The organism is Pseudomonas sp. GV105 (assembly GCF_003058185.1).
Taxonomy (GTDB): Bacteria; Pseudomonadota; Gammaproteobacteria; order Pseudomonadales; family Pseudomonadaceae; genus Aquipseudomonas; species Aquipseudomonas veronii.
In genome coordinates this window covers 39,556-65,702 of record NZ_QBUF01000014.1, presented here as the reverse complement: position 1 = coordinate 65,702, position 26,147 = coordinate 39,556, and the positions used below count along the sequence as shown (strand labels likewise).

The window sequence follows — 26,147 nt, the reverse complement described above, 5'->3', positions numbered from 1 at the left end:
GCTTTTGCACCGACTAGCCTTGGTGTTCTTTAAAAAACCTCATGCCTCAGCAACTTAAAGCCACCACCTTGGCTAATCACTTTTTCTATATCAGCTGAACGATTTGTAGCGTTTACATAGAGCAAGATTTTATAGCTAGCGTAGTTCTGCTCTACTGGATCGCCGTCCAAAGGATCAATATTCAATTTTAAAACAAAATTCTCTGAATCACTCCTACCCCACATATAGTAAATACCACCTTGATAAGAGCTATCCCTTTCCTCAAAAATCTCTCCCAGCGCTCTTTCCACATCACTTCTCGCCGACAGAAGACATGATTTTTCCGCACCATAGAGATCATACACAATAGTCATTTCGGTAACACCGCACTCGGAGCACGACTTGCGGCTGTTGCCGCAGAGTCATAGATCATAAAATTAACTTCGCGTCCTGCTTGGGCGCTCATCTTACTCGAAAAATCTTTCAGGCCAAGGGCTTGCAAGTCTCTTGCACTCAACGGCCCCGTACGAGTTCCGCCACTCCTCAAACCTATTCCTAAGGATTGAGCGCGTTGCAAAAGTTCTGGACTTGCCAGCGCAACATCGAAGTCACTCACCCTGCCAACGTCAAATGCCTCCCCAGTTTTAAAACTTTTACCTGTTACGGCACTTCCTTGAAGAATTGGCTCTACATTTTCATAGCCAGCACGTGCCAAACCATCTCGCGTATTTGTGCCAAAGCGAACGAAATCATCTGCACTTGAAAAACCTTTTGGGATTACAACCCCTTTTGCAACCCCTAACTCTGCGCCTTCAACAATTCGCCCAGCAGTCTTAGTCGCGCCTCCCACCCCGCCACCAAACATCATGCCAACCATTTCGGCATGATCACCCTTCATGGTCTGCTGGACGGCGAGACGCGTATCGTCCTGGTTTTTATCCTGGAAACCACGAACGATAGACTGTTCTGCTTTGTTTAGCCCGCCGTTCTGGTCATATTTATCCAGCGCCGCATTGCCCCCCTCCACGTCCAGACGCTGTGCATTACAACTTGTAGGATCATCACACTTCAGCAGTGTAATACCAGTTTTTTTATCACTGATTCCTGCGTACTTAGCAGCCACATCGCTACGGCAGGATGACGGGCTGGCTGCCCCACGGCACCCTTTCAAATCCTTAACCAAATCATCCACTTCATGATGATTCAGATAGTTATATGCGGTGGCATTCTTCGCAATTTCAGCTCCTTTCTGCACGTCACCGTCAGTTGCACCAGCAGCTGCGATTCCGACCAATTGCGAAGCAGCTAACAACAGTGCTGGATCGCCATTTACCACTTTCGCTAGAGCGGTTACCAATGCTTCGTTAGCTCCCGCAGCGAGAGCGCCCGTAGCGAAACTACCCCCGCCAGCCTCACTTAACAGCCCACCGACCAGAGCGTGCAGAGCGATTTTTTGAGGCCCCGAGTCGGACCATTTTTGGCCTTTCGAGTAATCACCTACGGCGTTAAAGGCGACCGCTTGCAACGTGCTCTGCAACTGCGAGCGCAGGGAACTGCCGAGATTGTCTCCAAAACTACCTCCTTGAATAGCAGTGCTTAAACTTGCTTGGGCAACGCCTTGTGCTCCCGAATAGGCGGCAAACTTACCAATGTCAGAGGCGGAACTGAGGTCAAACCCCTTTGTAATGTGATTGACGTTGTCGCCCGTTACACCGAACGCCGGATCAAGCACTCCAGCGGTAAAACCTGCCGCTAGTGCCCCAGTCGCGTACCCCTTCAGGGCTTTGCTTGACGTAATGTCTTGAAAAGTCGCACCGATATTCCCGCCGTTATTGATAAAGCTGACGGTGCTCCCACTGGCAACTGAAGTTAACGCAGCAGTCGCCATGACGTTGCCCCAACCAGCTGCCGCGGTCCCTACAGCCGTACCGGCCGAAACCATTGCAGAACTGCCTGCTGCAGCCATTGCCGTACCAGACCCAGCACTAGCACCCGCTGCAGCGCCCACCGCACCGCTTGCGGCTCCAGCGGTTAAAACTGTCACGACAATGATGATCGCCAGCATGGCTCCTTGGCCTAAGCTGGAATGGCTGTACTTGAACGAATCATGCAGTTCCTGCACCTGCCGCCAATCCACATCCCCACGCTTCTCGGCTTCTTTCAACCAAGCCAACTGCGGATCCGCTTTGATCATCACATCAATCGTCTGGCTAACCGTATTCTGATCGATCTGTTTGATATCAATCTTCAGCCCGTTGACGGCCTTGATCGCCATCTCCCCCTGCGCCATCAACTCACTCTGGCGCAGCGTTTCGTCGGTATTCCCCTTGCCCTTGGCGCTGGTCCACGCCAAGTCACTTTTGCTCTTCTCGTGGCTCTCCTGGTGCAGATCCTTGACCGCCTCGAACGTCACCACGCCGCCACTGGTGATCGCCAGGTCCTTGCCACTGTTGAGCTTGGCCCGCTGATACAACTGATCACCGCCGCTAACTAGCGACAGATCACCACCGGTCTTGATCTCAGTCCCCACATTCGTGACGCGGGTGACTTCATCCCGCTTGGTCTTCTTCGCGCCCCAGCCACCCTTCTCCTTCATGTCATACAAGGTATGCGCGCTGTTCTGCGCCGCCAGCAGGTTCAGCTTATCCCCGCTATACAGATAAGCCTCATTCCCCGCGCTGATCTTGCTCGCCACGATCGTGGTGTCACGCCCCGCCTGGCTGACAAAATCCCCACCCGCCGTCAGCACGCTCGCCACTTGGGTGGTCTGGTCATCCGAGGTTTTGATGCGCTTCTTGCCGTGCTTCTCCTTGCCTTCGACGTTGTGCACATCGCTGACCGACGCCACGTTGAAGTCACGCCCGGCGTCGATGTTGAAGTCTTTGCCGGCGGTGGCATTACTGCCGATGATGTTGACGTCCTGCCCGGCTTTCATGTTGAGGTTGCCGCCCGCCGTGACGCTGGCGGCGAGGTTTTTGACGTCGGTGGTGATGCTGGATTTTTGCCCGCCGTCGCTGAAGGCGTGTTTCACGCTGGTGTCGCTGACGGGCAGGATGCTGATGTCGCGGCCGGCGGTTAAGGTGACGTCGGTGCCACCTGCCAGGGCGCCTCGGGTGATGAGGTCGCGCCCGGCGTTCATGGCCAGGTTTTCGCGGGCGACGATGAGGCTGGTGCCATTGTCAGTGAGGGTGCGCATGCCCGCGCCGTCACGCACCTGGATGGCGGTGTTGTCGTTGGTGATGTCGCCTCTGACCGCCGCCATGCTCACTTGCTTGCCGCGAATTTCGCCGGCCATGGCGTTGCGGATGCTGTCCTGGGCCAGCAGGCTCAGGTTGTTGCCGGCTTCGATCAGGCCGCCGTTGTAGAGACTGCCGCCGGCGGCGGCGGAGAGGTTGTTGCTGGCGCGCAGGGTGCCGACGTTGATCAGGTCGCCGCCAGTGAACAGGTTGAGGTCGCGGCCCTGGATCAGGCTGTTGCCGCGTACGTTGCGCGAGTCGGCCTGGGCCAGGTAGAGCACCGGCACGAGGACGGTCTGGCCGTCGACCACGCGGTTTTCCATCCACACGATGTCGTGGGTCAGGGCGCCGACTTGCTGGCCGGTGAGGGACACGCCGAGGCTCAGGCGCAGGGCGTCCTTGCTGGCCAGGGCGTTGTCCATCAGGTAGCGGAACTGGTCGGCGTCGCTGGTCAGGCCGCCGGCGAGGAAGCGTTGGCCGGTTTGCGCGAGCACCGCGTCGCGGATCAGGCGGCTTTCGTATTGGCCATCACCGAGGCGGCGCCAGGCGTTGTCGCTGGTGAAGCCGAGTTTGCCGAGCATGTAGTCGGAGCTGAAGAAGCCGGTGAGGCTGGCAAATTCCGGGTTGGTTTCGATCAGATAGTGGCTGGTGGGGTCGGCGTTTTTGACGAACAGGCCGTACTCGCCCTTGGGCAACTGGAAGTTGGGCGCGGTGGTGGGGTCGACCGGGGCGAAGGCCACGCCGGTGTAGTCAACGGGTACGAAACCGCCACCCGCTGCAGGGGTAACCACCGGCAGTACGCTGCCAGGCGCCTGGGCGCCGGGGTTGTTGGCGTGTTGGCTCAGGTTGATGTTGATGCCACCGACCGGGACACCGGTCTGGTCATCGCCGAGGGTGCCGGTCAGTTGCGCCAGGGTGTTTTCGTGCAGCGTGCCGTTTTGCGTTTTTCGGGTGACTTTGGAAAGGTCGACCGTACCACCGGCCTGAAGCGTGGCGTCGTACTCATGGCCGGCGTTGGGGGTCCAGGTGGTGACGTCGCTTATGTAGGCGAAAGGAAAGCTATTGGGTGAGCGGTTTTTCAGCTCTTCGAAGCGCGCCTTATCGAAATGCCCAGCCGCCGTGGCCGCATTGAAAGCGGGAACATCGACATATTGCATGCGTTCAAACAAATCGTCGGAAACGCGACCTGGCGTGCTGACGACAATCTTGCGCTGCCCCGTGCGCGTAGCGGCGCCCTGGTTGAGCAAGTCACCGGCGGTGATACTCAGGTCGCCATTGGCAGCCATCAGGCTGTAGCGGTTCTGCACATTGTCGCCTTGCAGCAGCATGTTTTTGCCAGCCACCAGGCGCGCCGCCACCGAATCTTTGGTCGCCGCCTCAAGGTACGTCTCGTAGATGGTGATCAGGCCTTTTTCCCAGTTGTCTTTCTCGCCGCAGTGCTGGCCACAGATCCAACTCAAGCTGCCTGTGGTAAGCGTCTGCCCGAGTTCGAACGCATCTTTGGCGTTTTCGATAAAGCCTGCATTGATACCGATCGAGCCTTCGCTTTCCACGGTGCCGGAGCGGTTGCTGAACAGCACGGCACGCCCGCCATCCTGTGCGGCGAAGCTCAAGTTGCCTTTGCTGTAGACATCGCCATAGAGGTTGCTGAAACCATTGCTGCGCAAGGTCATATCGCCGCCGCTGAACAACAGCGAATCGGCAGCGTTGGTGATGCCATTCACGGCGGTCAGGTTCACCGCGCCCTGGGCGCCCAAGGTGCCACGGTTATTGATCTGCGCCGCCGCGATATCCAGCTGCTGACGAGCGGTGAGGAAACCGAGGCTGTCGAGGGTGCCGGTCAGGCTCAGACGGGTGTCGGTGCCGGCCAGACGGCCGCCGTTCTGGCTCAGGTTATTGGCTGTAACGGTGAGCGTTTGCAGGGCCGATACGCGGCCGCTGTTGGTCATGTCGCCGGCGGTGATGCTCAGGTCACCGTCGCTCAGCAGTTCGCCGCCGTTATCCAGGCTGGCCACGTCGATGACCAGGCCCTTGCCGCTGGCCATGCGGTCACCGGCTTTCAGCGCCAGCGCCTGGCTGCTTTTATAGGTGATGACTTCGTTGAGTTGCACACGGCCCAGACCATCGACCTTGCCGAATGCCCAGTCGGCTGTGCCCATGCCGTTGATGTTGCCCTGGCTGCCGGTGAGGCTGGCGGTGTGGACGCGCATCAGGCCGCTGCCGGCGTGCTGCAATTGGCCGGACTGGTTGTTCAGGCTGGCGGCGTCGAGGCTGAAGCTCTGGCTGCCAAACTCCAGAATGCCATTCTGGTTATTGACTGCGCCGCTGACGTTGATGCTGCTGGTGATCCCTTTCAAGGCGCGCAGTTGACCACCCGCGCCGTTGTCGAGGTTGCCGCCACCGACGGTCAGGCCCTGGTTGGCCTCGATCAGGCCGCCGCGGTTGGTCAGGGTGTCGCGTGACGTGAGGTTGAGCTGATTGCCGCTGAGCTGGCCGCCCGCACTGTTGTCGAGGGTGGCGCCGCTGATGGTCACCTGCTCTTTGCCGAACAGTTTGCCGCCGCGGTTGGCCAGGGCTTCAACAGTCAGTTGCAGATTGCCGATCAGGCTCGCCATCAGGCCGTCGCTGCCGTTGTCGACCGAGTCGGCGGTGACGGTCAGGGTATCGCCCTGCACGGTGCCGCCCTGGTTGTCCAGACTGCCGGTGGTCAATTCGGTGAGGGCGCCGCCGCTGAGGATCAGGCCTTTGCGGTTGCTCAGCTCTTGGCCGCTGTAGTTCAGGCCGAGGTTGCCGGCCAGCAGTTGGCCGTTATCGTTGTTCAGATGCTGCGCGGTGATGTCCAGGCGCTTGCCACGCAGCAGGCCGCCGCTGTTGTTGAGGGTGGTGAGCTGTTTGACCAGCACGCTGCGTTCGCCAGCGTCAATCGCGCCACCGGTGTTGGTCAGCAGGTCGCTGATGTTGAGCGTCACGTCACCGGCATCGCTGATCAACGAGCCTTTACTGCTGTTGTTGAGGGTCCCGGCGGTCACATCGACGGCGTTGCCCAGCACGGTGCCGGCGCGGTTGTCGATGTCACCGGCGGCGAGCAACAGTTGCTTGCCGACGATCACGCCGCTCTGGTTACCCAGGCTCGCGGCATGCAGTTCAATATCGCCCTTGCCTGCCTGCAAACGGCCCTGTGCGTTATTGAGCTGTTGCGCAGTCACGAGGGTAAGCTTGCCGGTGTCGGCGCTCAGCACGCCATTGGCGTTACTGCTGAGGCTGCCGGCGTTGAGGTTCAGATCCGTGCTGGCCTGGGCAAACCCCTGGCTGTTGTTGAAGGCATTGGTGACGTTGAGGGTGAGCGCGCCGGCGTCGGCCTGGATCAGGCCCTTGAGGCTGTTATCCAGGTCAGTGGCGTTCACGGTGGTGGCGCCGGCGACCACTACGCCGTTCTGGTTGTTGAGGCTGCCCGCGTTCACGGTCAGATTGTTGGCGATGATTTGCCCGCCGTTGTTGTTGAGGTCGGCACTGGTGAGCACCAAGCTGCCGCCGGCCATTTCGATGCGGCCCTGGCGGTTATCCAGCGAGGCGCTGTTGAGACTTGCGGCCTGGCCGTCACCAAAACGAATCAGGCCGCCGAGGTTGACGATGGCCGGCGAGTTGAGCGCCAGGCTTTGTTCGCCAAACAGGCGTGCGGTAGCGCCCTGGTTGGTCAGTTTGGCGCTGCTGACGTCGACGGTTTTGGCCTGGATGATCGCACCCTGGTTGGTCAACGCCTGCGCGGCGGTAATCGCCAGGTTGCGGCTGGCCAGAAGGTTGCCGGTGGTGGTGACGGTTTGCGCGTTAATCACCAGGTCGCCGGTGGTATTGCGGGTGTTGTCGGCGGCGACGCCGGCTTCGATGATGCCGGGATTGTTGACCGTGGCCGCATTGATGTCGATGCGTTGGCCGGCGGCCACACTCTTCTGGTTGACCAGGGCCTGGGCGCTGGTCACTTGCACGTTGCCGGCGGCGTAGACCTTGTCGGTGAGGTCGACGTTCTGCGCCGTGACCTTGACGTTACCGGTGGCCTGGGTTTGCGCCATGCTCAAATGGCCATTGGCATCAAGCTGAATATCCCCACCACTCGCCGCCAACGTACCGTCGAGCTTCACACCCACGCCGGCTTCGGTGCCGACCAGTTTGATCGCGCCGGCGTACATGCCGCCCAAGGCGCTGGAGTCGATTGCCAGCTCAGGCTTGGCACTGCCGTCATCGGCGCGTGCGGTGGCGTTCAACGTTTGTGCATCCACGTCATTGCGACCGGCAATCACGGTGAGTTGGCGCGCGTTGATCTGCGCGTTGATCTTGGCCGAGCGGGTGATGATTTCGAAGCGGTCGACGTTGCTCGCGTTCAGGCCCTGGCCGTCGATGGTCACCGCGCCGCCGTCGACCTGGTAGCTTTTCAGTTGACCGGTCGGATCGATGACGGGTTTGCCGGTGGTCAGGGTGGCGTTGGGGGTGTTGATGAAGCCGCAGCCGTTGCAACTGATGCCGTAGGGGTTGGCGACGATGACCTTGGCCGACTGCCCCGCTACTTCGGTGTAGCCACGCAACTGGCTGGGGTTGCCGCCGTTGACTTCGTTGAGGATGACGCTGGCCGCGCCGCCCTTGAGGTTGGGGTTGCCGACGATGTAGCCGCCCAGCTGGGTGTTGGTCACCGCGCCGCTGGCGTTGTTGAGGATCACGCCGTTGGGGCCGACGTTGTAGTCCTTGAACTGGTTGTGCGACAGGCCACTGCCGTTCGGTGTGGCGATGTTCACCACCGGCACGCCATTGCCCGCGGCGCCGACGATGGTGCCGGGCGCGCTGACCACGATGCCCTCAGCCTGGGCCAGCAGCGGCTGCCAGAACAGCGCGTTGGCGAGGATCAATGCCAGCCCGCGCTTGGGCAGGCCGAAGAACGCGTCGCGCGGCTTCAGGGCGGCAGAAGGTTGGCGGGCCAGGAAGGCAAATTGGCGAACATCCATTTTCAAATTCTCGATGTAACGGGGCGTTGAATTACAGGAAGAAATCCATGCGGAAGTAGATCGGCGCTTCGCGCTCGCTCATCACTGCCGGGCGTTCCAAAGAATGGGCAAACGTCACGCTGGTGCTGACATGTTTGCCCCGGGCGAACAGCTCCAGGGAGTTGCTCGAGACCCGACCGTGTACGTCGCCGTTGTAGCGACCGTGGCTGATCACACCTTGGTCGTAGCCGACGCTGGCGCCGTATTCGGCAAAGGCCGGGCGCAGCCAATCGAGCGTCACCGGGCGCGCCCAGCGCACGTCGTTGCGCCAGTAGCCGCCGCTGTCGCCGCTCAGTTGCTGGTCCTTGAAGCCGCGCACCGAGGCTGAGCCGCCGAGGCTGATGCGCTGTGGACTGAACAGGATGTCTTCACTGCGTTGGCCGGTGGCCAGGCTGGAAAAGCTGAACGACTCGCCCCACAGCGTGAACGGCTGCAGGAAGCTGGCGGTGGCGGTGTATTTGCGATAGCGCGCGTTGGGCTGCCGATTGCCAGCGTCATCACGCTCGTCCTGGGCCTGGGCATCGAGCAAGCCGATGCCGTTCTGCATGCCCAGGTCAACGTTGACGAACCCGCTGCCGATGCGACGCCCGTGGTTGAAGCCCAGTTGCAATTCGCTGAGGCGGTTGCTGCTCGAGGCGGTACGGGTATCGAGGATGTAGTTGTTGGTGCGCAGGTGCGCCACGCCGACGTTCAGCGATGTCTTGCTCACATCGTCACGATGGACCACCCGCTCGGCGCGCAACTGGTGATTCTGGTTGTCGCCGTTCTGCTTGAATTTGTAGTCGTTGGTCACGCCAAAGGTGCGGTAGTCGCTCTCGTTGTAGGTGTAACTGAAGTTCCACCAGCCCCACGGCACGTTGTAGTAGAGCATGCTGTTTTTCGAGGTTTTCTGGTGGTCGCTGACAGCATCGTGGCCGCCACGCAGCACCAGTTGGTCGGCCAGGCCGAGCGGGCTGTCCCACTCCAGGCCGGCGCCCCATTGCTGTTCGCCGGTGCTTTTCTGCCCATCGTTGTTGCGCGACAGGCTGGCGCGCCAGGGCTTTTGCGGGGTGTTCTTGACCACGACGTCACTGCCGCCTACCTGGGTGCCGGGGGTCAGTTCCATTTGCGCCTGCTTGGAGGGCAGGCGGTTGAGCTGGTCCACCAATTGCTCGACTTCGCGCAGGTTGAGCGCCTCGCCGACCTTGCCGGGAAAGGCCATGGCCAGCTCGCGATCAGTCACGCTGCTGCCTTGGGCGCCTTTGAGTCCTTCGAGTTTGCCTTCAACCACCAGCACCTGGAGGTGGCCGCTGGAAAGGTCTTGTTGCGGCAAGTAGGCGCGGCTGGTGACCCGGCCTTTGTCGATGTAGTAATCGGTGATGACCTTGAGCAGTTCATTGAGCTGCGACACGCCCAGGCACTGGCCGACATAGGGTTTGAGCAGGCGCTCGCGGTCGGTGGCGGGCAGGCTGTCGGCGCCTTTGAGCGTGATGTCCCGGATCGGGAAGCAACGGCTGTCGGCGGGCGTGGCCGGGGCCTGGGGCTTGGCTTCTTTGCCGGGCAGGTCCTTGAGCTCGTCGAGGCGCCGGCGCTGCTCGTCGAGCAGGCGGTTCTGGCGGTCGCGGATCAGGTCCTGATCGCCCGGCGTGGGGGCGGCCGTGGCGCTGTTCAGGCTTAACCAGGCGAGCAGCAAAGTACACAGAAGATACCGAGTCCGTGGCAATAACAAAGACATGTTCGATCCGTCGAAAATCAAGGCGCGGCAAACTAACATCGAACTTCGGCTGACCCAAGGAACTGGATTAGTTGCACGCAAGTTCTAGATAGTTCTGCAACACACTGATTTATAACCATAAAAATAATCAAAACAGATAAGCAAGCGCTCACCGGAAGTATTATTCCGACAAACGGCAACTATTTTGATGTTGATTCAGCGAATAACTTATTAATTGCCACTACTTGGCCATCAAGTTATTGCCGAGTTAGGTTAGTACCGGGAAAGACGGAAAAGTTCGCAGGAGTTTTGTGAACCAGGGCTCATTTATCGAGATTGCAGGGCAAACCGATTGGCGACGAGCGGCAAACCTGATGCTGCAGAACCGCTGGAGGCGCTGTAGAGCCTCGCCGGGGCTCCACAGCGACCACAAAGAGCGGCGTGGTCTGGCCTTCAGCCGATGTCCTTGCCTTTTTCCTGGCCGGGCACCAGGGTCAGCGGCGGGCGTTCCACGTCGCGGGAGACATGCGACTTCACGTCCTCGACGCCGCCGTGCTCGTCGTTGTGGATGACCAGCACACCCGGCCTGCGCAGTTGCTCCAGGGCCCCCTCGTCCAGCTTGAAGCTCTCACTGAGGTTCTTATCACTGAGCGCATTGGCCTCGGCGCGGCGCTGGGCGAACTTGCGTCCCTTGCGTTGCTGGTAACGCGCCCAACTGATCAGGATCACAGCGTTGAACAGGGCGATCCACAGGTAGATCTGCAGGGTGTTGAGCGCCGCGAAAATCGGCGCTTCCAGGCGCGGGCCACCATGGCTGTCCAGCATCGACGTAATGCCGCGCACCAACAACCAAATCAGCCCGGCCCAGGCCAGCAGGGTCAACACCACATCGATAACCCACATCACCGGGTTTTGACGAGTTCTCACCAGTTTCATGATCTCGCGTCCTTATTGACAGGTTTGATACCGCGATCCGGGCTGACCCAGCGCGCACGCTTCTGATGCTGCTTGAACAACACCTTGGGAAAACTGACCAATGTGGTGAGCAAGCTGACCAGCCAGAACACCATCGGGTACCACACGGTCCAGAACAGGGTTTTCCACAGGTCTTTTTCGTAGCGCCGGTCGATCAGGATGCTCACGGCAAACTGCACCAGGCACACCATCGCCAGCACCAGCCCGGTAAAGGCCGGAGGCACCAGGGAGTCCACCGCGATCGCCGGGGGCAGCACGATGAACTTACCCACGGCCCAGAAGATCACCGACAACAGGAAGGTGAAGGCCCAGCCGGTGGACAGGCAGTATTCGAACAGCAGCGGCCACAGGTAACGATGCCGCCATTGCCAGATGCCACGGATGTTCTTGAACAGCACTTCGGCGCCACCCTGGGCCCAGCGCAGGCGCTGTTTCCACAGGCCGCCGACGGTTTCGGGCATGAGAATCCAGCACAGGCCGCGCGGCTCGTAGAAGATGCTCCAGTGATCGAGTTGCAGCTTCCAACTGATATCGATGTCTTCGGTGATCATGTCGGTGCTCCAGTAGTCGACGCGGTCGAGCGCCTTTTTACGGAACGCCACCACCACACCGGAGACCGTGAAGATCCGTCCGAACACACGCTGGGTGCGCTTGATCAAGCCGATGATCGAGGAGAACTCGCCGACCTGCACGCGGCCGATCAAGGTCGAGCGCGTGCGGATGCGTGGGTTGCCGGTGACGGCGCCCAGGCGCGGGTTGTCGAGCATCGGCGCCACCAGGTAGGCCGCCGCGTTTTTGTCGAGCAGCGCATCGCCGTCGATGCACACCAGGTACTCGCTGCGCGCCGCCACGGCGCCCATGCGCAAGGCCACGGCCTTGCCCTGGTTCTGCGCCAGGTGCAGCACCCGCAGGCGCGGATGCTCCAAGGCCAAGGCATCGAGCACCGCTGCCGTGTTGTCCTTGGAGCCGTCGTTGACGGCGATCACTTCAATGTTCGGGTACACCTGGCCCAGCGCCGCATGAATGGTCTCGGCGGCGTTATCGCCTTCGTTGTAGCAAGGGATGATGATCGAGATCAGCGGGTTGCCGGCCAGGGTCGGCGCCGGCGTGTCTTCTTCCCACGGCCAGTGGCGCTCCCAGTGCAGCCAGAAGTACAGGCCGCCGGCGATCCACAGCGCCGACATGAACAGCGGGTAGAAGAACACGAAGTCCATCAGGAATTGCCCGGTGATCAGGAAGATCAAGCCCAGGGGCACGCCCAATACCAACGCCAGTACGAATAAAGCCAGGATTCTATCGAACATGGTCAAGGGTTCCATTGGTTGGAAAGGGCCGGACGCACGGTTTTCAAGTCCGGGGAATTTTCCAGGAAGTTGTCCGGGTAGTAGCCAAAACTCGTGACCCCCTGGCGTTTGAGTACGCCCATCCATTCGGCCAATTGCGCACCGTTCAGGTCCGGCGCGGCCTTGGTGCGCCAGTCTTTGGCTTGCAGTTCGAATACGGTGCGTTCCAGTGCGCCGGGGCGCGCCTTGACCGTGGCGACCAGTTTTTCCAGCCAGGCATTGGAATTCTTGAGCGTCTCGCCTTCCATCAGCGGCATGGCCATCGGCGCGGTCCAGTCATAGGTCTGGAGGAAGTCGTCGAGGTTCTGCGCGAACCACGCTTCGCTCTGCGGGTTGAGCATCGGCTCGGCGAAGATATTGCGCGCGGTCTGCACCTGCGGACCACCGATGGCGCGGACCTTGGCGGTCAGCTCCTGGGTGAAGTCGATCAGGTAACGACTCTTGAAGCGCGTCCAACGCTGCATCACCGCCGGGTCGGCGCGCAGGGCCGCGATGCTGGCGGGCAGGCCGTTGGCGGCATAGACCTTGAGCGCGGCGGGGCTGGCGTCTTCGAAGTCGGACAGCAGCGCATCGTCGTGGTACAGCACGCCGTCGATGGCATTGTTGCGGGCCAGGTCCTCATAGATCTCGCCAATGATCTTGCGCACCTGCGGGTCGAACGGCGACAGGCGCTGGTATTGATCCGGGTCGAGGCCGACCTTGCCGGTCTCCGGGTCCCAGCGGGTCACGCGCGGCAGCTTGGGGTCGAGGGCGAAACTGAGCACCGGCATCCAGGCATACACGCTGGCATGGGCACGGGTGTGCAACTGCCAGGCGACACGGTTGAACAGGTCGGCACGCACCGGCAAGTGGCGGTTGGGGAAGTACAGTTGATGCACCAGGCCATCACCCTTGGGGTCGGCGAAGGCTTGCAGGAACACGGTGCCCGCGCCCATGTCCACCACGCGCTGCACCAGTTGGTCGAGGTTGCGCGCTTGTTGGGCCGGGTCCGGGTCGTAGACGTTGTCCAGGTCCACATGCAGCACCCGCAGCGGTGCCTGGGTTTGCACCGCGACGATGCTGTTGGCGAAATGTTCGCCGTCCGGGTCGGACGCCACCAGGAAGCGCGGGCTGTTCATCAGGTTGGACGAGCTGTCGAGGCCGTCTTCCAGGGTCAGGGCCATCTCATAGCCCTGCTCGCCGACGATCGCCAGCGAGGTGCCCTTGGCTGCGCCGTAGGGCCATACCCACACCCGCGGTGCCTTGCCGGTGACGCTGCGGATCTTGTTGGAGATCGCCACGACATCCGCGCGCATCCGCGCCTCGAACTGCGCCTGGGTTTCATAGCGGCCGGTGGCCGGATCGAAGCGCAGGGAGGTCGCCGCCGGCTCCAGGTTGCCCTGGGGGTTGGCCAATATCCCTTTGTGACTGGCATCGGTGTGCGCGGCGATTTCCACCAGACCCGAGCGGGACACTTCGCGGATCTGCGCCCAGGTCAGGAACTCACCCCGCGGGCGCGGTGAGCCGGCGAAGTCCACCGGTTGGTTCATCGGCGTGTCGATCCAGGTGCCAACCGGCGCGAGCAGGGCCGGCCAGTGATAGGCCCGCAGTATCGGCATCACGCGGGTATAGAAGCTCGAATAGCCATCATCGAAGCTGAGCATCACGGCTTTCGGCGGCAGCGCTGGACCGCCACGGCGGGCCGCGAGGATCTGGTCGACACTGACCGCCTGGTAACCGTTCTCCCGCAGCCAGGCCAACTGCTCGATCAAACGTTCGGTACGCACCGCCACCACCGCCTGGTCGGGGTCGCGATCCTCGACGTCGTGATAGGCAATGCCCAGGAAATGGTTTTTCGGCCACGGCACTTCGTTGGCCGGGGTCGGCCGCTCGGCGGGTGGAGTGAAAGGGGCGGGCTGCTGGGCGCAGGCACTGGCCAGCAATACACCCAGGACCAGCAAGCAACGGCTGAGGACAGTCATGGTCAGGCTCTTCTAGAAACGGTAAGTGAGGTCGACGAGCAGGCGCAGATCGCGTTCGCGATCACCGTCATAGGGTCGACTGATCAGGCTCAGGTTGGCGCCGGCTTCGAGAACGTCGTTCCAGCGAAAGCGTTGGCCGTAACCGATCAAGCCGACACCGCCGGTGGAATAATCCCTCTGGCTATACGTACCCGCTCCGACTTGGAACTGCTGACTCCACTGGGTCTCGTAGCGGTGATAGAGCACATGGTTGACGGTGACGGTGGGCAACACGCTGAAGTCCGACTTCGGGTTGAAGTACACCGTGTCGGCCTTGCTGTTGTGGCTGGCGCTGACTTCCAGGCCCAGGTCCACTTGCACGCCCGGCGAGCTGTAGATGCCCTCGCGGCCAGTGAGCAAGGTTTCGATGCGGTCGTTGCCGTCGCTGAAGTGGGACGGGCTGAGGGACAGCTTCCACTCACGGCTTTCATTGGCGCGCCAGCGGATGAAGCCGCTGCCGCCGTTGGCCGTGATGTCGGCATTCAGCGCACGCAACGGTGTGGTGGCCGAGAGGTAATCGAGGCTGCCGCCGTATTGCCAGTTATCGTTGATGTCGCGGGCGATCGACACGCGCGCGCCTTGTTTGGAGCCAAAGCCGTAGGAGTGGTTGGACACCTCGGCTTCCAGGGTCATGTCGCGGGTCCGCCGCTCCACGCCCACGCGCTGCCAACGGTGCTGGCCGGTGCCTTCGGAAAAGTCGGCGGTGGCGTAGCCGGCGCCGGCGAACAGGCGCCAGTCTTCATCGATGGGCGGCGTGTAGATCACGCTTTCAATGCCCCAGTCACGGCTGCCGGTGACCGCGCCCACGTCGCCGTTATTACCGCCGCCATAGCTTTTGCCGGTGTAGGCCTCGACGCGCACTTCGGCCATGTCGTGGACGTTGCGCAGGCGCTGGAGACGCTGCACCTGGCGGCTGTCGGGGTTGCGGGCGATGACGTCGTCGGCGAGCACGTCGAGTTGGCGCCACTCCTGCAGATCCATGGCGGTGTAGGCCTGGGACACTTCCAGGCTGATGTCGCGCGGCACCTGGGCTTCGGTTTCCTTGAGGGTCGCTTCGGCGCGCCGTGGCAGGTCGCGGGCGCGGTACATGTCCGCCTGGGCCAGGCGCAGGCCGACGTTGCCCGGAGCCCGTGCCACCAGGGCTTCCAGGCCGGCTTCGCTGCCCGGCAGATCGCCCCCGTACACGCCGGACTGCGCCGACAGTTGCTGGGCATCCATCCATGCATCGTTGGGGTTGCCGATGGGCAGGCCTTTGAGTTCGACCCGCGGTTTCTGGTTGTCGGCGAGGGTAGTGGCAACCTTGCGGGCTTCGACACCTTTGTCGCTTTCCTGCAGGGCGTAGAACAAGGCCGTGCTGTCTTCGACCCGGTCATCGGGCTCGGCGTCGGTGGCGCTCAGTGCCTGGCGATACAGCGGCTCGGCCTTTTCCGGCTGGCGCTGGTCGAGGTAGGACGCCGCCACCCAGCGCACTGCGTAGGTCGGCAATTGCACGCCTTCGGCCGTGAGGGTTTCGTACTCGCGAATCACCTCGGCGGTGCGCGCCCGGGCCTTGAGTGCGCCCAGGCGGTCGATGCGCCAGCGCACCACGTCGTCATGGGCGCTGGCATCGGGGGTCCAGCGGGTGAGCAATTTGTCGTAGTCCTGCAGGGCGCGGTCGGCGATCACGTAGCGTTCTTTCTCGGTGCGCGTGGCGAACTCGGCCATGCGTACCCGTTCGGCGGCCAGGTCGCCTTCGAGGCGGCGCTGGGTGACGGGGTCGAGCAGGCCCGGGCGCTGGGTCGCCAGACGCAAGGCCGGCTCCGGCAGGCGGGCCTTTTGCAGGGCGACGATGTATTCACGGGCGACCTCAGGCTTGTCGCCGGCGCGGATAAACGCTTGGTCGAACTCGAACAGGGCGTCGTAATTCAAGCCGGCGCGGGTCAGCGCGTAGCCCAGGGCCATGCGCCGGTTGGGGTCGTCGGGCTTGGCCGCGACCATTGCGCGGGTGCGCTGCACGGCCTCGCTGGCTTGGCCGCCGTCGGCCTGGGTCAACGCCAGGCCGAGTTGCAGGTCGGTATTGTTCGGTTCACGCAGCAACGCCTGGCGATACACCGCCTCGGCCTTGGCCCACTGCTGTTGGTTGCGATAGGTGCGCGCCACCGTGGCGAGCGCCTGGGGCGTGAGGTTGCGATTCTGGCCCTGGGCCTCGTACACCTTCAGTACTTCGGCGTCCTGGCCGGCCCACCCGGCGATCACCAGATGGTCGCTGACCTGGCCCGCTGTCTGCCGTTCGGCAGGCAACTGGCGCAGTTGGGTCAGCGCGGGGGTGAAGTTGCCGTTGCGCGCCTGAATGATCAGGGCGTCATAGGCCGGGTCGGCCACGGCGAAGGTGGGCATCAGCAACTGACTGCACAAGGCGACCCCGATGAGCAGTCGCAACCGGCCTGATGCACTGAGTGGAGGGTTTGGCAACATATCGCGAGCTTCCTTACACACGGAAAGCTGTAACGATAGGTGGTCCTGAGCAATTTGCTGCAGGGTGCCGGCGTCTCGGGACCCGGCCTAGCTTTCCTGTGGGAACTATCCCTCAAGAAAATAGGAAAAAGTCCAATTCAGAACAATTGTTCAGAATTGCCCGACATCCTGAAAAAAATCAATGTGGCGGCGGACTTACCGAAGATAACGGGGCTTCAGCCAATCGCCATGGCGACTATTTGACCCGTTTCACCCGCAAACCCGCCCCCGCTTTTTTTATTTCTGACCGCAGCAGAATATTTTTACTGCGCGCCGCCCATCGCACCGACTTTGGACATGACGAAGGAGAGGAATTGCTCAACCGTCATCTTCTGGCCGTTGAACGTCACTTCGTTGTTGGCGTAGTGCAGCTTGGACACCACGTCGCTGCCGACCAGGGTCGCCAGTTGCGTACCGACGGCCATGCCGCTGATCATCTCGCTGGCCATCTGGGATTGCTGCTCGATGGCTTCAGGGTCGGTCACACCACCGAGCTGCGCTTGCAGGGCGGCAACGTCGGCGATCATCGGCTTGGACAGGCTCAGGTTGGCATCGAGCAATGCGATGATCTGCTTGCCCAGCTCCAGCGGTGGCAGTTCCATGCTGCTTGGCTTGGCCAGGTCCACGACCAGGCTGAATTTGCTTTCGCCACGGGTGGTTTTCAGCGACAGGTTTTCCACCGCCACTTGCGGCTTGGCGGCCAGCAGTTGGTTGACGTTGGTATCGGCCAGGGCCTGCTCGGCGTCGCTCAGTTGCAGCTCGGGTACCGGTTCACCGGCGGCAGCGGCGGCCTGCACGGGTGCCATCTTGTCCTGATAGAGCTTGGTCAGCACCAGCATCGACGGCACGTCGACGTTCTTCATGCTCAGGGCCATGGCGGCCGAACCCACGGGTTTGCCCTGGTAACCGATCTCGTCGATCTTGTAATCGACGCGCCCGGCCAGGTTGTTGTCCTTGGTGTCGCTGGTGTCTTTCTGCTCGAAGCCCTTGAGGGTCAGCACGGCCTTCTGCGGGCCCATGGTGAGCTTGGTGTCGGTCAGTTCCACGGTGTTCTGCCCGGTGTAGAAACCGAACGTGGATTTTTCCAGGTTGCTGGCCACTGTCAGCCCGGCCAGTTCGGCTTCGAACGGCGAGCCATTGGCGTCGACGACGGCGACCTTGAGGCTGTTCATGTAACCGTCGGCCTTGACCTTCTTGCCTTCGGCGCTGCTGTCGAAGTTCAGGTTGGCACCGGAGAAGCTCACCGACGACTTGTCGTCCTTGAACGCCAGGGGCAGCAATTCGACGTTGCCGTTGACCGAGAGGCTGTAGCCGATGTTGGCCACGCCCTTGAGCGGCGACACGTCTTTGGCGGCGGCAAACCACTTCTCGGTGGTGGCGTTCTTTTCCAACTCATAGTGACTGGTGGCCATGACCGGCAGCCACTTCAGCGTGACCAGGCGCGACAACGGCAGCGGGCCGTGTTCGATATGGTCGACGAACAGCAATTCAGGGTTCGGGTTGTCTTCGCCGAAGACCGCACCTTGTGCTTTCAGGCGGTAATGGGCGGTGCTGCTGAACACGCCACGCTCCAGGGACACCAGCTCAAGGGCCATCGTGCCGTCGACGCCGGCCATGGAGGTCTTCAGTTCCTTGTTGGCGTTCTGGATCGCGGTTTGCAGCACCGGTTCCAGTTGCTTACCGGTGTACCAGGCGCCGCCTGCACTGACGACGCCAACGGCGACAACAAAACCCAAAAGAACGACTGCTGGCTTATTCATGAGGTGACCTGATCAAATCCTGTGAGAAGTGGGCTGTCTTCCTTGAACCCCGAGTGAGGTTGGCTCAAGCCCGCCGAAAAACGGGGGGAAGATTAGCACTGGCGGCCGCGAACGGCCCAGACTTTCAGAGGGATCAGTTCCACGCAAGTTCAGGAATATTCCGTTTCGATCTCGTCCAACTGGTGGTCGAAACTCTTCAACCGGGCGGTCCAGGTGTACACCAACACCTCGAATTCACGGTGTATCACGGCATTACCGGGGGTATCGACCTTGGGGTCGCAGAAGTCCAGTTGGTAGCGCTCGCGGGCCATCTGCGTGGCCACATCGGACAATTCCCGCGCATTATTCAGCCAATGCCTACCGTCGGCGACCTGCCGATCCAGCAGCACGCATTGTTTTTTCAGGGTCTCGAGGCTTTTTTCCAGGGGCGTGCCGGTCAGGTCGCCCATGACTTCCTGGAAGGTGCGCCCGGGCTGCCAATAGCTGCCCCAGAAATAGCGGTCGAACACGGTTTCGACCCGGCGCAGGGCGACCTTGGTGTCCCAGATCGCGACGCGGGTCTTGCCTTGTTCGAGGAGTTTTTTCTTCACCTTTTGGTTTTGGTAGGACGCCCAGGCGACGACGCCGATGGACAAGGTGCCGATCACCAGGCAGGCGCTGTCGAGAAACACCATGGCCGTGTCGATTCGGTGAGCGAGCATGACGCCGTAGAAGTAGGCCGCCGATAACAACACCAGTGCGAAGCACACGCACCAGAAAGCGGGAGCATAAGGGTTTTTCATTATTGGAATCCCCATGAGCAAACGCGAGCTGTGTCAGGCGGGCCCTCTGCCGGTCAAAAAGCATGGCGGCCCGCTTGTCAAAGCATAGCTAGCTGCTCAGGGTTTGCCGGGCTGTGAGGCTTGCGTTCGTCCGCTTTCCCAGCCGCCGCCCAGGGCCAGGAACAGATCGATCTGGCTCATGGCAACCTGGGTGTTGGCCGCCGCCAGTTGCGCGCGCACATCGGTGTAGGTGCGCGTGGCTTGCAGGTCGGCGAGGAACGATGCGCGGCCGGCCTGGAAGAAGCGGTGGGTCTGGTCTGCGGCTTCCTTGGCCGATGCGTCGGCTTCGGCCAGGGCATCGCGGCGCTGTAACTGCGCGGTGTACTGCGCCAGGCCGGTCTGGGTTTCGCGGATGGCGTTGAGCACCACCCCGTCGAAGTGCGCGAGGGCGCCCTGGGTTGCCGCTTCGGCTTCGTGGATGCGCGCGCGGGCGCCGTTGGTCGGCACGGTCCAACTGATCATCGGGCCAAAGCCCCAGCGGTTGGTGGCCGGCGTGCCGAGATTTTCGAGCAACCCGACCGTGCTGACCGAGGCGCCGATGCTGATGTCCGGGTACAGCGCGCCCGTGGCCACGCCGATGCGCGCAGTGGCCGCGGCCAGTTGGCGTTCCGCCTGGCGCACATCGGGGCGACGCTTGAGCAGCGTTGCGCCATCGCCCACCGGCAGCAGTTGGGCGATGTGCGGGAGTTCGGCGCACGTACCGGTGCCCGCCGGCAGTTGCGCCACAGGCTTGGCCAGCAGCATCGACAGGCGAAACAGCCCGGCCTGGCGCGCAGCTTCGTAGCGCGGCATGTCGGCGCGCAAGGATTTGTACTGGGTCTGCGAGCGGGTGACCTGGGTTTCATCGCCGCGCCCGGCGTCGCGCAGGCGCTGGGTCAACGTCGTGCTCTGGGCTTGCAGGTCGAGGGATTCGTTGGCGATCGCCAGCTCTTCGTTGGCCGCACAGACTTGCGTGTACGAACGCACCACATCGGCGACCAGGGTGATCCGCGCAATATCGGCCGCGGCCTGGGTTGCGTCGGCGCTGGCCTGGGCGCTTTCGATGCCGCGCTGCAAGGTGCCGAACAGATCGAATTGATACGAGGTGGTGATCCCCACGCTGCCGATGTTGCCCACCGGGACTTTTTCCGAGAGTAAAAACGCTTCGCCGGACTCTTGCAGGCGCTGGGCTTCGGCCTTGGCGCCGGCGCTCCAGCCGCCGACGGATTCAGCCTCCTGCACCTGATAGCGCGCCCGCTGCAAGTTGGCGGCGGCGACGCGCAGGTCGGCGTTGGAAGCCATGGCCTGGCGCACCAGTTCATCCAGGCGCGGGTCGTTGTACAGCTTCCACCAGTCCGCCGGCACCGGCGCCGAGACCACGTTGGCGCCCTCGCCCGCCAGTTGCCCTTGCAGGTCGCCACGGTTCATGGCGGCCTTGTCCGGCAGTCGGTAATCCGGGCCGACCACCTGGCAGGCTGACAACAGCACACCCAGCGCCGCGGTTGCCAAAATCTGCTTCATGGCTGGGCTCCGTCCTTGGGCTTGTCGCCGATGATCGACACCGTCGCGGTGCGCCCGGCGATCATGCGAAAGTCCGCCGGCACCTCGTCAAACGCGATACGCACCGGAATCCGCTGGGCCAGGCGCACCCAACTGAACGCCGGGTTGACGTTGGGCAGCAGGTTGGCGCCGCTGCTGCGGTCACGGTCCTCGATACCGGCGACGATGCTCTGCACATGGCCGTGCAGGCGGGCGCCGTCGCCAATCACACGGATATCGACGCCCATGCCGACGTGGATGCCGTCGAGCTTGGTCTCTTCGAAGTAGCCGTCGATATGGAAGGAGTTGCTGTCCACCACCGACAGCACCGGGCGCCCGGCGGTGACGAACTCCTGCGTGCGCGGCGCACGGTCGTTGACGTAGCCGTCCACCGGGCTGCGGATCACCGAACGGTCGAGGTTGAGTTGCGCCGAGTCCACCGTCACTTGCGCTTCGGCCAGGGCCGACTGGGCACGGGCGACGCGGGACTGGCTTTCTTCCAGTTGCTCGCTCGGCACCAGGTTGCCCAGGCCACGGTTACGCTTGTACTCGCGCTGGGCCTGGGCCAGGGTTTCCTGGCGGTCGGCCACGGCGGCCTGGGCCTGGCGCAGGGCCAGCTTGAAGCGGTCCTGGTCGACGGCGAACAGCACCTGGCCTTTGCTCACCAGTTGGTTGTCGCGCACGTCGACGCGCTGGATCAGCCCGGACACGTCCGGGGCGATCTGCACGATATCGGCACGGATGTGGCCGTCACGGGTCCAGGGCGCAAACATGTAGTACATGACCATGCGCCATACGACGACGACCGCGAAGCTCACGATCAACAACGTCAGGACGACACGGCCGATGGTCAAAAAAGGTTTTTTCATGTCATCAGGTATCGACTGAGTGAGTCCACCGCGCCCAGCAACAGCGCGTAGAGCCCCACGTTGAACAATGCCCGGTGCCAGACCAGGCGATAAAAGTGCAGACGGGTCAACAACCCGTGCACCAGCAGAAACAACACGTAAGCAATGCCCATCAGCACCAGCAGCGTGGGCAGGAACACCCCGCTGATATCCAGATCACCGATCATAAAGGCGCTCCATCAGGCAGCGGCGCCTCGGTCTCGGTGCCGCCAATCAATTCCACGCCGGGCAACAGCGCCAGGCGCAGACCCGCCAGGGCATGCAACAGATGCAGGCGGGTGTCGTCTTCGTCTTGCAGGCCTTGGCCGTTGAGGGCGCGGCGCGTGCGGTCGAGGGTCATCAGCAGGCCGCTGGGCGAAGGCAAGCGTCGGCCCGCCTTGAGGCAGGCCTTGTAGTAAGCGCCGACGCCTTCCACCACTTGGCCGAGCAACACCCGCGGTACGCCGTAGATCCGTGGCGAGTAGGCCAGCAGGTCGAGCAGGTTCAGCGCCACGCGCAAATCGCGCAGGGCGACGCCGGTGTCATGGCCGATGATGGCCAGGCGCGGCAGGTGCTGCATCAAGCGGTCGAGCATTTGCGCGGCCAGGTGCCGTTGTTCGGCCAGGTTCGCCGGTTCGGTCAGGCCGACGATGTCGTGCCAGGTGAACCGGGTCAGGCGCTTGGCGGCCAACTCGGCACCGAAGGGCCGCGCGATCAGCGTCCACACAAAGGCAAACAGCAGGCCCACGGGCCCGGCAAGGTTGACGTTGGCGAAGTTGAGGAAGTCGGCGTCATAGGCGCCCTGGATGCTGATGAACGACGAGGTGTTCACCAACGTCAGCAGCATGCCCAGGTAGAAACGCGGTTGGACCGTGAGTGTGCCGATGCAGATAAACGGCACCGCGAACGCCAGCACCAGCATGGGGAAATCGTGCAGGTTGGGCAGCACCAGGAACAGATACAGGCTGGCGAACAGCACCGACATGGCGGTCCAGAAAAAGAACCGGTAGATCTGCGGCGCCGGGTCGTCCATCGACGCAAAGAAGCTGCAGGCGACGGCTGCCAGGATCACGGCGCTGCCGCCGTCAGTCCAGCCCAGCAGAATCCACAGCACCGAGGCGACGATGATCGCAGTGACGGTGGAAAACGCCGAGTAGAACATCAGGCCACGGTCGAGAAAAGGCGTCAGGCGGCCCAGGCGCCAGTGGCGGTAAACGGCGCGCCAGGTGTCCTGGCTCTCGCATTGGATCGCGGCCTGCAGGCTGCGGCAGTCTTGCCACAGGTCGATCCACTCACCCAGGCGATACAGGGCGTTGGAGAACAGCAGCGTGTGGCGGTCGTCCAGCGCTTCGCCTGCCGGTTGCAGCGCGTCGAGTTGGTCACGCAGGGTGCGCCAGCGCTCCAACGGGGCCGACTCGGTGGTGCTTTGCAGCCACTGATCCGTGGCCTCCAACAGCGGCGTGAGCGTTTCGAGAAACTCCGGCGCACGGTGTTCGATGGCGTATAGCGCATCGTCGAGCGCATCCACCACCGGCAGCAGGTGGATCATCCGCCCGCGCAGTTCCTTGGTGTTGCGCACCGTCTGCGGCCGGGCGCCTTCGTGGGGCAACTGGCCGATCATCAATTCCAACGTGTTGAAAGTGGCGACCATGCCGCCGCGCAAGGCGCTGACTTCGTCGCGCGCCACGTTGCGGCTCATAAAGCGCTGGCTGTAGACCTGGGCGTCGCTGAACCACTTGGCCACCGAGCCATCGAACACCGGCATCAGGCGCCGCGGCCAGAACATTGCGCCGACCACCGCCGCCACCGCGATGCCAAGAAAGATTTCCTCGGTGCGCGCTTCAGCCACGTCCCACACCGTCAGCGGGTTATCCACCACCGGCAAGGCGATCAGCGGCAAGGTGTAGCCGGCCAGCATCAAGGCGTAGTTGTTCGCGGTGCGCAGGTGCATGGAGAGAAACAGCAGGGTGCCCGTCCACAATGCAATCACCACCACCAGCAGGTAGGGCGATTGCACAAACATCGGCACGAACACCACCGCCGCCGCCGCGCCCATGAAGGTGCCGATCGCACGGTACAGCGCCTTGGAACTGGTCGGCCCGACAAACGGGCTGGAGACGATGTACACCGTGGCCATCGCCCAGTACGGACGCGGCATTTGCATGAGCATGGCGATGTACAACGCGATCATCGACGCCGCGAACGTGCGTACCCCGTAGAACCAGTCCCTGGCCGGCGGCATGCCGGTAAAAAATCCTCTCAAGATGCTGCAACCACAGGGTATTGATGCGCGACTTCGAAGGCGCGCAACACGCGCAGCGCAACCTCCATGTCCGCAGGCGCGATATCGGCCAGCACGTCGCGGCGCAGGCGCACCAGTTGCGCCTCCACCGCCTGTACCAGCTCACGGCCCCGCGCGGTGAGGCTCAAGGCCTTGGCGCGGCGGTCGTGGGTGTCTTCGCTGCGGCACACATAGCCGCCGCTGCACAGTTGGTCGAGCAGGCGCACCAGCGACGGGCTTTCCATCCCCGAAGCCTGGGCCACTTTGACTTGATGCACCCCGTCGCCCAGGCGGCCGATCATCAGCAACGGCACGGCGCAGGCTTCGGAAATACCGTAGCTCACCAGCGTGTTCTGGCAGATTTTGCGCCAATTACGGGCGCCCACCACCATGCTGCTGCTGAGGTTCATCTGGAGTTGTTCGAGGGTTTTGGGCACTGGATCGTTCGCATACAGTTAGTTTGCTAACTATCAATATGGTGGATGGCGCTAGATGCGTCAAGTTTTGAAACAAATTTAGCGGATGGGTGGTGTCGGTAAGTAAAGCGGCTTTCAGCACGAAGGTTGGATCTTCAACGATAGCCGCAACGCCGCATGACCCATGTGGGAGGGGGCTTGCCCCCGATAGCGGAGTGAAGGCAATACACGGTTGACTGATCTGCCGCTATCGGGGGCAAGCCCCCTCCCACATTTGGATCGGTGTCGGCTTCAGGATTGCTGTGCGGCCTGCCATTCGGGCGGCGCGTGGGTAAGTAAAGCGACTTTCAGTGTGAGGGTTGGATCTTCAACGATAGCCACAACGCCGCATGACCCATGTGGGAGGGGGCTTGCCCCCGATAGCGGAGTGAAGGCAATACACGATTGACTGATCTGCCGCTATCGGGGGCAAGCCCCCTCCCACATTTGGATCGGTGTCGGCTTCAGGATTGCTGTGCAACCGGCTTATTGACCGCTCAGTCTCCTAAGTGGCTCTGCCGGAAAATATCAGCACCTTTTGCTCCACCGCCAGACGCTCCAGACTTTCACTGCCTCGGATACAACAACTAACGCAGCCATTAACACCACGTTGTAGTTGGGAACAAGCTGAGCACCCACTAGCAACAGCGAAACAGAAGGCACAATAAAAGCCAATCGCAAGGGTGTTTGAAGGTAAGTAATCCACCTCACCTGTTCACGTCCAAGAAAGAACAGCAAGCACGAGATCACAATGGAAACTTGCAGCAGCATGGCAAAGCCGAACATGAATAACTGCACAACGCTATGATCACGCAGCACCCATAAAGCACTTTCAAGATCACTTAAATATGGAATCCTTCCCTCTATTGCGCTGGCCACTGCATAGCGAATCAGATAAAGGGCATCCATGGCTCCCCAAAACCATAAGATCTGTTTGCGTGTCATTTTTTAACATCCTTGTATTCATAGGCCACATCAGGTGTTACAGGTTGCCAGTGCCAGGATTTTCCACCCTGTAGCCAATTGTCATCCCCTTCCAGATAGCGTTGTTTGATATGCCGTAGATCACCATACCGCCGCTCAACCGATCTGTGAGTGAGCTGATCATCGCGACTGTCAAGCCGCACCCACCGTTGAGTCATAACCCTAGTGGTGTTCGCGAGATCCTTGCCATCCGATAAGAACATTCGCCCCTCATCACCCATGGAAACTAATCGATTAGCCACCAATAGTGCGGCGTTTTTAATGCCATCGTAATCGATGCTGACCTTTTCCCACTTACCCGGTCCGATATAAAGCCGACGGCCCATCAGATGCCCGTATTTAACGCGACACGCTCTACTTAAAGGAACGAAGGGATGATCCGTCACGAATAACCAATCACCTGCCGCGAGTTTATCCAACACTCGCCTTTGATCTTTTTCCCCAGAACAAAAAACAGGGGAAATATTGCATTCACCAAGAAGTTCACTCAGTCCCTGCAACGCATAAGGCGCACGGAAAAACTCCCTTACTTTGCTGCCGGCAAAATAGGGACTCTCGATTTTTGTGAGGTCATATTGTTCAATTTCAGCGCGGGGGATCAGTCGTTTCATGTTGTGTTCAGAATAAGGAGTCAGCCCCTGTTGATAAGGGTTCCTCACTCTGCCCACCATCATCCACTTCCTATTAGTCGA

General features: G+C 61.6%; 16 protein-coding genes. All 16 read right to left on the bottom strand.

Translation table 11 applies throughout. The features are described 5' to 3' along the window. Window positions 1-29: 29 nt before the first annotated feature. The 16 genes from C8K66_RS24410 to C8K66_RS24335 all read right to left on the bottom strand — a co-directional run bounded on the left by C8K66_RS24410 (window position 30) and on the right by C8K66_RS24335 (window position 26,066). Complete coding sequence (locus tag C8K66_RS24410) at window positions 30-353, bottom strand: hypothetical protein (RefSeq protein ID WP_079442592.1); 324 nt, start codon at window positions 351-353, stop codon at window positions 30-32. Further along, on the bottom strand, window positions 350-8,206 hold the full coding sequence (locus C8K66_RS24405) for a DUF637 domain-containing protein (protein WP_256591050.1): 7,857 nt from the start codon (window positions 8,204-8,206) through the stop codon (window positions 350-352). Before C8K66_RS24405 ends, C8K66_RS24410 begins: the two co-directional genes overlap by 4 nt. A 31-nt stretch (window positions 8,207-8,237) precedes the next feature. After that, window positions 8,238-9,959, bottom strand: coding sequence for a ShlB/FhaC/HecB family hemolysin secretion/activation protein (locus C8K66_RS24400; protein ID WP_102618703.1), 1,722 nt, complete (start codon window positions 9,957-9,959; stop codon window positions 8,238-8,240). 432 nt (window positions 9,960-10,391) lie between these two features. Further along, complete coding sequence (gene pgaD / locus C8K66_RS24395) at window positions 10,392-10,874, bottom strand: poly-beta-1,6-N-acetyl-D-glucosamine biosynthesis protein PgaD (protein WP_046385105.1); 483 nt, start codon at window positions 10,872-10,874, stop codon at window positions 10,392-10,394. Continuing rightward, window positions 10,871-12,217, bottom strand: coding sequence for a poly-beta-1,6-N-acetyl-D-glucosamine synthase (pgaC, locus tag C8K66_RS24390; protein ID WP_108526166.1), 1,347 nt, complete (start codon window positions 12,215-12,217; stop codon window positions 10,871-10,873). The genes pgaD and pgaC overlap by 4 nt, the downstream gene beginning before the upstream one ends. Before the next feature lie 2 nt (window positions 12,218-12,219). Beyond that, window positions 12,220-14,217, bottom strand: coding sequence for a poly-beta-1,6-N-acetyl-D-glucosamine N-deacetylase PgaB (gene pgaB / locus C8K66_RS24385; protein WP_046385107.1), 1,998 nt, complete (start codon window positions 14,215-14,217; stop codon window positions 12,220-12,222). Between the two features lie 12 nt (window positions 14,218-14,229). After that, window positions 14,230-16,710, bottom strand: a complete 2,481-nt coding sequence (gene pgaA / locus C8K66_RS24380) for a poly-beta-1,6 N-acetyl-D-glucosamine export porin PgaA (protein ID WP_057006045.1) — start codon at window positions 16,708-16,710, stop codon at window positions 14,230-14,232. A 302-nt stretch (window positions 16,711-17,012) separates the two neighbouring features. Next, window positions 17,013-18,509, bottom strand: coding sequence for a YdgA family protein (locus C8K66_RS24375; RefSeq protein WP_079442589.1), 1,497 nt, complete (start codon window positions 18,507-18,509; stop codon window positions 17,013-17,015). Between the two features lie 149 nt (window positions 18,510-18,658). After that, window positions 18,659-19,291 (bottom strand): hypothetical protein, encoded by a 633-nt coding sequence (locus C8K66_RS24370; RefSeq protein ID WP_026139839.1) that lies wholly within the window; start codon window positions 19,289-19,291, stop codon window positions 18,659-18,661. Window positions 19,292-19,387: 96 nt separating this feature from the next. Then, window positions 19,388-20,830: an efflux transporter outer membrane subunit gene (locus tag C8K66_RS24365; protein ID WP_108526164.1), complete on the bottom strand. Its 1,443-nt coding sequence runs from the start codon at window positions 20,828-20,830 to the stop codon at window positions 19,388-19,390. After that, a complete protein-coding gene (locus C8K66_RS24360) occupies window positions 20,827-21,717 on the bottom strand; it encodes an efflux RND transporter periplasmic adaptor subunit (protein WP_017845524.1) in 891 nt (296 codons plus the stop codon). The genes C8K66_RS24365 and C8K66_RS24360 overlap by 4 nt, the downstream gene beginning before the upstream one ends. Beyond that, complete coding sequence (locus C8K66_RS24355) at window positions 21,714-21,923, bottom strand: DUF1656 domain-containing protein (protein WP_046385111.1); 210 nt, start codon at window positions 21,921-21,923, stop codon at window positions 21,714-21,716. The genes C8K66_RS24360 and C8K66_RS24355 overlap by 4 nt, the downstream gene beginning before the upstream one ends. Beyond that, on the bottom strand, window positions 21,920-23,998 hold the full coding sequence (locus C8K66_RS24350; RefSeq protein ID WP_108526162.1) for an FUSC family protein: 2,079 nt from the start codon (window positions 23,996-23,998) through the stop codon (window positions 21,920-21,922). Before C8K66_RS24350 ends, C8K66_RS24355 begins: the two co-directional genes overlap by 4 nt. Further along, the gene (locus C8K66_RS24345) at window positions 23,995-24,426 is read right to left on the bottom strand and encodes a MarR family winged helix-turn-helix transcriptional regulator (RefSeq protein ID WP_017845527.1); all 432 of its coding nucleotides are present in this window, start codon (window positions 24,424-24,426) and stop codon (window positions 23,995-23,997) included. The genes C8K66_RS24350 and C8K66_RS24345 overlap by 4 nt, the downstream gene beginning before the upstream one ends. Window positions 24,427-24,999: 573 nt before the next feature. Then, entirely contained in the window at window positions 25,000-25,416 is a 417-nt protein-coding gene (locus tag C8K66_RS24340; protein ID WP_108526160.1) for a hypothetical protein, read from the bottom strand. Beyond that, a complete protein-coding gene (locus tag C8K66_RS24335) occupies window positions 25,413-26,066 on the bottom strand; it encodes a hypothetical protein (RefSeq protein WP_132849955.1) in 654 nt (217 codons plus the stop codon). The genes C8K66_RS24340 and C8K66_RS24335 overlap by 4 nt, the downstream gene beginning before the upstream one ends. Window positions 26,067-26,147 lie beyond the last annotated feature (81 nt).

Coding starts and splice junctions, on each gene's coding strand:
- pgaD (WP_046385105.1), bottom strand. CDS start 10,874: ATGAAACTGGTGAGAACTCGTCAAAACCCGGTGATGTGGGTTATCGAT.
- pgaB (WP_046385107.1), bottom strand. CDS start 14,217: ATGACTGTCCTCAGCCGTTGCTTGCTGGTCCTGGGTGTATTGCTGGCC.
- C8K66_RS24335 (WP_132849955.1), bottom strand. CDS start 26,066: ATGAAACGACTGATCCCCCGCGCTGAAATTGAACAATATGACCTCACA.
- C8K66_RS24360 (WP_017845524.1), bottom strand. CDS start 21,717: ATGAAAAAACCTTTTTTGACCATCGGCCGTGTCGTCCTGACGTTGTTG.
- C8K66_RS24375 (WP_079442589.1), bottom strand. CDS start 18,509: ATGAATAAGCCAGCAGTCGTTCTTTTGGGTTTTGTTGTCGCCGTTGGC.
- C8K66_RS24405 (WP_256591050.1), bottom strand. CDS start 8,206: ATGGATGTTCGCCAATTTGCCTTCCTGGCCCGCCAACCTTCTGCCGCC.
- C8K66_RS24370 (WP_026139839.1), bottom strand. CDS start 19,291: ATGAAAAACCCTTATGCTCCCGCTTTCTGGTGCGTGTGCTTCGCACTG.
- pgaA (WP_057006045.1), bottom strand. CDS start 16,710: ATGTTGCCAAACCCTCCACTCAGTGCATCAGGCCGGTTGCGACTGCTC.
- C8K66_RS24365 (WP_108526164.1), bottom strand. CDS start 20,830: ATGAAGCAGATTTTGGCAACCGCGGCGCTGGGTGTGCTGTTGTCAGCC.
- pgaC (WP_108526166.1), bottom strand. CDS start 12,217: ATGTTCGATAGAATCCTGGCTTTATTCGTACTGGCGTTGGTATTGGGC.
- C8K66_RS24355 (WP_046385111.1), bottom strand. CDS start 21,923: ATGATCGGTGATCTGGATATCAGCGGGGTGTTCCTGCCCACGCTGCTG.
- C8K66_RS24410 (WP_079442592.1), bottom strand. CDS start 353: ATGACTATTGTGTATGATCTCTATGGTGCGGAAAAATCATGTCTTCTG.
- C8K66_RS24400 (WP_102618703.1), bottom strand. CDS start 9,959: ATGTCTTTGTTATTGCCACGGACTCGGTATCTTCTGTGTACTTTGCTG.
- C8K66_RS24340 (WP_108526160.1), bottom strand. CDS start 25,416: ATGACACGCAAACAGATCTTATGGTTTTGGGGAGCCATGGATGCCCTT.
- C8K66_RS24345 (WP_017845527.1), bottom strand. CDS start 24,426: ATGAACCTCAGCAGCAGCATGGTGGTGGGCGCCCGTAATTGGCGCAAA.